Genomic DNA, 7,557 nt, shown 5'->3' with positions numbered 1-7,557 from the left:
TTGTTGAGGATAAAAAATTGTGACCGTCAAACATCGTTCCAAAATAGCATCCCATCCCGATCACTTCCTCTCTGGAACATGATGCAGGCCATATTAGTTTTGGATATCCTCTTCTTATTTTGGGAATTGATTTATCTAAATACATATAATATACTGAAAATTACGGGGTTTCAAAAAAAGAGGGAGGGTGATTTTAGTGGTTAAGAAAAGTTTATGCTTGAGTATACTTGCCCTTTTCATCGCAAGTCAGGCAGAAGCTGCGGAAATATGGTCGGAGCCGTCTAAAACAGAAGTATGGTCCCAACCAACTAAAACGGAGATATGGACAGAGAATTGGAATACAAAAACAAATACACAGCCAGTTGATACAAAAAAGTCACAGGAAAAACAGAAACAAAACCTAAATGTAAATGATTTCATTGGGAAATGGAAGCTTTGGATACCGGGCGGCATGACATCATATTATTACGTTAATTCAGGAAACTATGCTGGAAGCAAATATAACCCTGGCGCTTCGAATGGTACACTGACCATTAATAAAGATGGTACTTACACGTTTAATAAAACGAAGGGGAAATGGAGAGCGGCAAAACCAGGGGAAGTTTATGGAGCAGAGAGCGCTATTATTTTAACAAACGGACCTGACAAGGTTGATTGGGCGGTAAAAAAAGCGGTAAAAAAAGCGGAAAGTAAAGATGGAAAGATTGTTTTGTTGTGGGATAGCGGCGGAAAATACACAGATGGATCAAAAATATGGATCGCCGGGTCTGAGGGAACCAAAACAAAATAACGTTCTTACATGGACGGTTAATACTTGTAATATGTGGATAAAAATAAAAAAACACCGGCTTAAGGGTACCGTTAACTTTTTAAGGAAAATATACGCTAAGAATGTTTGCATACGAAAAAAGTCGATTTTTCCTACGCTAACTAAGGAATCGTCGACTTTTTTCTTTGTATCAAATAAGCGTACCCATTTGATATGTATGCTATACACTGTTCAACCTATCCATGAGGGGAAGCCAGAAGAGGCTAAATAATATTTTAGGGAAAAATATCATAGAAAAAACCAGGAGCCATGATCTCATGCCTGGAAGCGGCTCAGCACTTCTTCCGCTTCTTGAATGATGTCTTCAACGATATGTCCGGCACTTTTCACACCTTTGATCATACCGGCGATCTGCCCGGCCGGAGCAACGCCGTTTTCGACATCGCCATCAATTCTCGCGCGCTTAGAGGCCTCTTTTCCGACTTCGATCAACTGCAAAGGATACGGGTGAATTTCATTCTCACGTTTTTTCCAGTAATCAGTAAAGTTATTCTTAATCATACGGACAGGCTTGCCGCTGTGGCCCCGGGAGATGACGGTTCCCTCCTCATTAATAGACACGATCTTTTGCTTATAATTATCATGGGCATGAGCTTCGTGGCTTGCAATAAATCTGGTCCCCATCCAGACACCGCCGGCACCCAATGATAGGGAGGCTATCAGCCCTCTTCCATCCGCGATGCCGCCGGCAGCCACTACCGGGATCTTGACAGCATCAACGACCTGTGGCACTAAGACCATCGTCCCTACACTTCCGGTATGCCCTCCTGCCTCATGTCCCTGGGCAATGATGATGTCAACACCGTCTTTTTCCAGTTGCACCGCTTGTTTAACATTACCGACCACGCACATAACCACCATGCCCAATTGATGAGCTTCCTTAATCACACCCAGCGGATTCCCCAACCCGGAAATCAGCACCGGCACTCTTTCCTCCAGTGTGATTTCAATTTGCTTCTCAACTTCGTGGGAATAACGGGCAACCTGCTGGCTGCTGTGATCCGCTATAATTTTTCCGAACAAGATATCGACGCCAAACGGTTTATCGGTTAGCGACTTCGCCAGACGGATTTCTTCGCGCAGCTCATCCAGAGTCAAGTGCCCGGTACCGATTACGCCAAGGCCACCGACATTGGAAACGGCCGCTGCTAATCTCCCCCGGGCCAGATACCCCATCCCCGCCTGCATAACCGGGTATTTGATTCCAAGTATTTTGCAAACCTTTGTATTGAATAGACTTTTCATCTTCATACTCCCTGTATAATAGGATTCAAATATTGAATTTAATCTAGAAGATATCGCTTTTAAGAGAAAAACGGCGCTTCATATTATGCCGATTGGCATCCTTCCAGCCAAGAGCATCTTCCGCGATTAAAATTCGTTGAATATTGGCAGAACCTTCTCCCGTACGGAATAAACCTGCATAAGCCAGGTATTGATTAATCGGATATTCATCAGCCAGAGCATAGCCGCCATAAATTTCATAAACCGCCTGAGCGGCTCTCCATACGACTTCAGCCGCAAAATATTTGGAATGAGAACTTTCTCTCGTAGTCGCCGCCCCTTTGTCTTTTAAGTAAGCGCTTTTATAAGTCAATAAACGGGCCGCTTCAATTTCCACTGTCATATCAGCAATCAGCTTTTGAATCATCTGGTACTCACCGATTTTGTGGCCGCCTACAACTCTTTCGTTACAATATTGAATAGCGGCCTCTAAACAAGCTTGCGCCAGCCCCACCGACCGGGCCGGAATTGTTAAACGCCCGTAATCGAGGGCATTCATAGCAATCTTGAAACCTTCCCCTTCATTGCCTAACAAATTTTCTTTTGGAATTCTGTAATCGGTTAAAAATAATTCGCACGTTTTGGTTAAATTACCGAGAGAACTCATTGAGATATCTTTTGCTTCAATCCCCGGTCTGTCCATTTGAATGATAAAAGCGGATATGCCCTTATGGCCAGCATCGGGATCCGTCTTTGCAAAAAGCAACCCTACATCTGCAACACTGGCATAAGAAGCGAAAACCTTTTGCCCGTTTACTACATATTCGTTACCGTCCAATATCGCTCTTGTTTTCATCGAACCTGCAGCATCAGATCCTCCTCCGGGTTCAGTCAAACCAAAAAACCCAATCCATTCCCCCCCAATAAGTTTTGGAACATATTTTTCGATCTGCACTTCCGTCCCCCAGTTTAAAATGGTAAAAGGGACGGTCATCGATTGTGCGTTGAAAGTACTCCCAATCGATGCACTGACACGCGATATTTCTTCCGCAATAATTGCCAAATTTAAGAAACCAAGTTCAGAACCACCATATTTTTCGGGGAAACAAGCACCATAAAAGCCTTGCTCTCCCATTTTCCGAATAATATCACGGGGAAATCTCCTCTTTTGTTCGTATTCTTTTATTTTTGGCAGAATTTCCTTTTCAGCAAAAGACTTCGCTAACTGTCTAATAAGCTTATTCTCTTCTGATAAATCAATATTCAATTCCGGTCACTCCCCGACAAATAGAATCTTCAGAGCGTTTTCCATTTCCCTTGAATGCATGCATTACATCATAAGGCCCGGCAACCAGGTGGAAAGGAAGGGAAACAGGATAAGGAGCAATAAGATGAATAAATCAGCAACAACAAACCAAAATACCCCTTTGAAACCAACAGCAGTCGGAACACCGGCCGAGCCGGAAGCCACAAATACATTCATTCCTACGGGAGGGGTGACCAATCCTATTTCCGCTGTTTTTGTGACAATGATCCCAAACCAAACCGGATCGTATCCCAGGGCAATAATTAAAGGGAATGTAAACGGTAACGTAAGGATAAGAATGGCTATTTGATCAAGAAACATTCCCAATATTAAATACAAAATTATAATAAACATAAGGATGATCCATCTAGGTATATCCATCATTTGTATGAGCTCAACAAGATTCTGTGTAACCTGTGTCGATGTAAGGTAATAGCCAAAAAACATGGCCCCCATGACGATCAGCAGTATCATCGACGTTGACTTAAGCGTACGGCTCAATGCCTCAAGTATATTCTTCACTGTCAGGCGGCGCATCCCAAAAGCGATTAAAAAAGCCGCAAAAGCGCCGATGGCACCGGCTTCTGTAGCCGTAACCATGCCCGAGTAAATTGAAACAACGACAATAGCGACCAAAAGGAGCATAGGCCAGATATTCTTTAAAGATTGAAACCGTTCTTTCATTGTCGGTATAACGTCAATTTTTGGCGCAACGTCCGGAGACTTTTTCACCCAAATCAAAATCGTTATAATGTAGCCGACGGCAGTAAGTACTCCCGGAATAATTCCAGCGATGAGCAGGGAACCGATTCCCGTTTCCGTCAAAATTCCATAAAGAATCAGTACGACACTGGGTGGAATCATAATCGCCAATGTTCCAGCAATACTTACAGCACCCATTGCAAAATGTGTCTTATATCCATACCGCTGCATCTCTGGAACAGCGGATGCCGCTAAGGTCGCCGCAGAGGCTGTTGAGGACCCGCATACGGCAGCTAGTCCCGTTCCGGCGAAAACGGTTGCAATTCCCAATCCGCCCGGCAAATGACCAAGCCACTTATAACCGGCACGAAATAAATCTTTTGTAATTCCACTCGCTGTCATAAACTCAGCCATCAAGATAAACATCGGAATTGTACTTAATAAAAAGCTGGATACACTTTCGATGGGGGTTGTTTGGGCAATCCCCATAAACATCTCTACCCCTCCGAGCATAATCAAGCCAACGGTTCCCGATACCGCCATCGCAAAAGCGATTGGCATGCCAAATGCCAACAAAAATAGTAATAGTGAAAGAGGAATGGCAACAGTCATACTATGTCGTACTCCTTTCTATTTCAACATTAAAAGACATTATGCTTGGCCGCATCTTCATCATCACTATTCATTCCCATCGCAGCATTGGCCGCTTCTTCATCATCGCTATTCATTAGCGCAACTTTGATTGCTTCCAGAATCAAACGCAACACAAAAAGAAAAGAGCCGATTGGCACCCAAATAACCGAAAGCCATGTGGGCCAGGCAATCAAACCGCTTGATGTGTAATTGTTTACCCATGCTTCTTCCGTCGCCAGTACTCCCTGATAACCGATCACCAGCATCAACAGGGCGCCGGCAAGCAGAAACATAATATTCAATACTCTGACAAGGCGGTCAGGCAAATGCTCCACCAGCATATCTACCTTTATATGGCCATTCACTTTCATCACATAACTCAAGCTTAAAAACACTACCACAACCATCAAATAACTTTCTACAAACTCGTATGCGCCGACAATTGGGCTATTAAATAAATAACGGCATATGGCATCAGCCGTTGTCGTCAACATCATAAGGAAGACCGCAAGCTTCGAGATGAAATAGAAAAATAATTCTAAGTAATCAAAATATTTCATTAATTCTCTCATATCTTCACATCCTTATCCGAATTATTTTTTCTGTTCTTTCTAAACCGTTCTTTCATAAGAGTACGATTTAGATGAGCAAATGAAAGGCCATAATTTTTCCGGACCGTTTTCGATTATCATTTCCCCAAGATCATTTGCCCACTCACTTTCCGTACCGAACTCATCACGCCATGACCATAACCTGCGCGTACTATGATGTAGTGGATATTCGTCAGTAAAACCAATAGCCCCATGGACTTGATGAGCGATAGGCACAGCGGTGCTCACTGCATTTCCGACTCTAATTTTGGCGATCATTATTTCTTCCTTAGCGTATTCGCTCTCGAATGCATAAACGGCAAAATCCGTTACGATACTTGCTGCAGAAACTTCACCGGCCAAAACCGCCAGCTGTTGCTGGATTGCTTGAAAGCGTCCGATTGGCTTCCCAAATTGTGAGCGTTCTTTCGAATAATGTACTGAAAGCTCTAGAATGCGTTCTAAAGACCCGGTCATAAGCACCACCCGGGTCAAAGCACCCAGGTTATAAATTGTTTGAGTAGAAAACGGCACAGTCGCAACAAGCTGGTTTTCTACAAACACATCCTGAAAAACAACTTCGTTGCGCGGCTCATTTGCTAAGTTTATTCCGGGTTTAATCGTGCATGAATTTGAGTCAACAAATGCGATAATCGGTTGTTCATCTGTATTCGCTACTACCACGATGCCCTTTGCTTTTTCTGCCCAGGGCACTTGACCCGCTTTACCGGTAATCACCCAGCCTTTAGAAGACTTTTTCGCAAAAATCATTTCGTTTTGAACAACGGGGACAACGGTTAATGGGTCCGTAGAAACTGGTAATCCGGACAATGAAAGCAACCTGTTGGCCATCAATGTTTCCGCTAACGGGATCGGAGCCGAAAATCTGCCCGCAATCCGCAAAACAGCCATCGCATCTTCCAAGCTTCCACCCGCCCCCCCTGATTCTTCGGGGATACCAATCGTAGTCATTCCCACTTCCGCCAAAGTATTCCACAAATCACCGGCCCAGGCGCCTTGTTCAGCAGCATGAATAACGTCTTTTGTACATAAATCTTCCATGATTTTTGTCGCGGTATTTAAAATCATATCTTGAATATCTGTCATCGAATCCCTAACCCCCTCGCAATAATTCCACGTAATATTTCGGTAGTCCCTCCACGCAGTGTAAACCCTGGTGAATGAAGTAAAGCCTGTGCAAGCAGGACTTCAAAGCGGGAAGATGAAGCAAGGGATGGCACAGAAGCGTAAAGCAAGCGTGCTGTTTCCGCAATTTTGCTTTCAAATTGAGTACCCAGATCTTTTACCAGAGAGGCCGCTATGTCTGGGGCGATACCTTTTTCAAGGAGTCCGGCCACCCCTAATGACATCCGTCTCAGGGTCCATAAATGGGCCACCAATTCGGAAATCGAAATTCTTGCTCTTTCATTCGCATTCTTATCCAAAACCCTTACTAACTCAACCAGTAAAGGGAATGTGCTCAGGAAACGTTCCGGACCGCTCCGCTCATACGCCAATTCCGTCATACTTTGCTTCCATCCGTTTCCGATATCACCGATCACCATTTCGTCAGGAACGAAGACCTCTTCTAATATCACCTCATTAAAATGATGCTCCCCCGTGATCAGGCGAATGGGGCGAACAGTTACACCAGGAGAAGCCAAATCAATGATCAATTGACTCATTCCCTCATGACGTTCGTCAGTAACAAGGGAAGTTCGGCATAATGCAATCATGTAATGGGCACGATGTGCTCCGCTGGTCCATATTTTACTACCGTTTATAATCCAGCCGTTCTCAACTTTTTTCGCGCTTGTACGGACCGATGCAAGGTCGGAACCGGTATTCGGTTCACTTAACCCAATGGCAAAATACCATTCTCCGGCAGAAATTTTAGGAAGGAACCTTTTCCGTTGTGATTCAGTTCCAAATCGCAACAAAAGCGGCCCCGTTTGACGGTCTGCTATCCAGTGCGCTGCAACCGGGGCACCGGCAGCCAGCAATTCTTCGGTTACTATAAATCTCTCGAGTGCTGAACGTCCATGACCTCCGTATTCACGGGGCCATGTCATGCCAAGCCATCCACGCTCACCAAGTTTACGGCTAAATTCAGGAGAAAACCCTCCCAACCAGGAATCACAGTGAGGCTCGAATGTGCCTTTCTGAAGCTCCTCTTTAATAAAAGCACGGACTTCTTTCCGTACTTTTTCTGCAGCTTCCGGTAGTTTTATTACCGGTAATTGCAAATCTTTGAACAAAAAACCCACCCCCAA

General features: G+C 44.3%; 7 protein-coding genes. 1 reads left to right on the top strand and 6 read right to left on the bottom strand.

The features are described from left to right. The first annotated feature begins 196 nt into the window (after positions 1–196). Positions 197–790 carry a hypothetical protein gene (locus tag ADA01nite_RS14425; RefSeq protein WP_146810977.1) on the top strand — a complete coding sequence of 198 codons (594 nt, stop codon included), beginning with the start codon at positions 197–199 and terminating at the stop codon, positions 788–790. 294 nt (positions 791–1,084) lie between these two features. On the opposite strand, the gene ADA01nite_RS14420 is transcribed toward ADA01nite_RS14425, so the two are convergent. From ADA01nite_RS14420 to ADA01nite_RS14395, 6 genes are all read right to left on the bottom strand, one after another. Next, a complete protein-coding gene (locus tag ADA01nite_RS14420) occupies positions 1,085–2,074 on the bottom strand; it encodes an NAD(P)H-dependent flavin oxidoreductase (protein WP_146810976.1) in 990 nt (329 codons plus the stop codon). Between the two features lie 43 nt (positions 2,075–2,117). Further along, positions 2,118–3,320, bottom strand: a complete 1,203-nt coding sequence (locus ADA01nite_RS14415; RefSeq protein ID WP_146810975.1) for an acyl-CoA dehydrogenase family protein — start codon at positions 3,318–3,320, stop codon at positions 2,118–2,120. 63 nt (positions 3,321–3,383) lie between these two features. Then, positions 3,384–4,673: a TRAP transporter large permease gene (locus tag ADA01nite_RS14410; protein WP_146810974.1), complete on the bottom strand. Its 1,290-nt coding sequence runs from the start codon at positions 4,671–4,673 to the stop codon at positions 3,384–3,386. A gap of 29 nt (positions 4,674–4,702) precedes the next feature. Next, a complete protein-coding gene (locus ADA01nite_RS14405) occupies positions 4,703–5,266 on the bottom strand; it encodes a TRAP transporter small permease (protein ID WP_146810973.1) in 564 nt (187 codons plus the stop codon). A gap of 39 nt (positions 5,267–5,305) precedes the next feature. Continuing rightward, entirely contained in the window at positions 5,306–6,391 is a 1,086-nt protein-coding gene (locus ADA01nite_RS14400) for an acyl-CoA dehydrogenase family protein (protein WP_146810972.1), read from the bottom strand. After that, positions 6,388–7,551: an acyl-CoA dehydrogenase family protein gene (locus tag ADA01nite_RS14395; protein ID WP_307724491.1), complete on the bottom strand. Its 1,164-nt coding sequence runs from the start codon at positions 7,549–7,551 to the stop codon at positions 6,388–6,390. Before ADA01nite_RS14395 ends, ADA01nite_RS14400 begins: the two co-directional genes overlap by 4 nt. Positions 7,552–7,557: the final 6 nt, after the last annotated feature.

This window comes from Aneurinibacillus danicus, from assembly GCF_007991215.1.
Lineage (GTDB): Bacteria > Bacillota > Bacilli > Aneurinibacillales > Aneurinibacillaceae > Aneurinibacillus > Aneurinibacillus danicus.
This window is presented reverse-complemented; position numbering and strand designations above follow the sequence as displayed.

Excerpts from the sequence above, each read along its gene's own strand:
- ADA01nite_RS14420 (WP_146810976.1), bottom strand. The coding sequence starts at position 2,074 with ATGAAAAGTCTATTCAATACAAAGGTTTGCAAAATACTTGGAATCAAA.
- ADA01nite_RS14410 (WP_146810974.1), bottom strand. The coding sequence starts at position 4,673 with ATGACTGTTGCCATTCCTCTTTCACTATTACTATTTTTGTTGGCATTT.
- ADA01nite_RS14405 (WP_146810973.1), bottom strand. The coding sequence starts at position 5,266 with ATGAGAGAATTAATGAAATATTTTGATTACTTAGAATTATTTTTCTAT.
- ADA01nite_RS14400 (WP_146810972.1), bottom strand. The coding sequence starts at position 6,391 with ATGACAGATATTCAAGATATGATTTTAAATACCGCGACAAAAATCATG.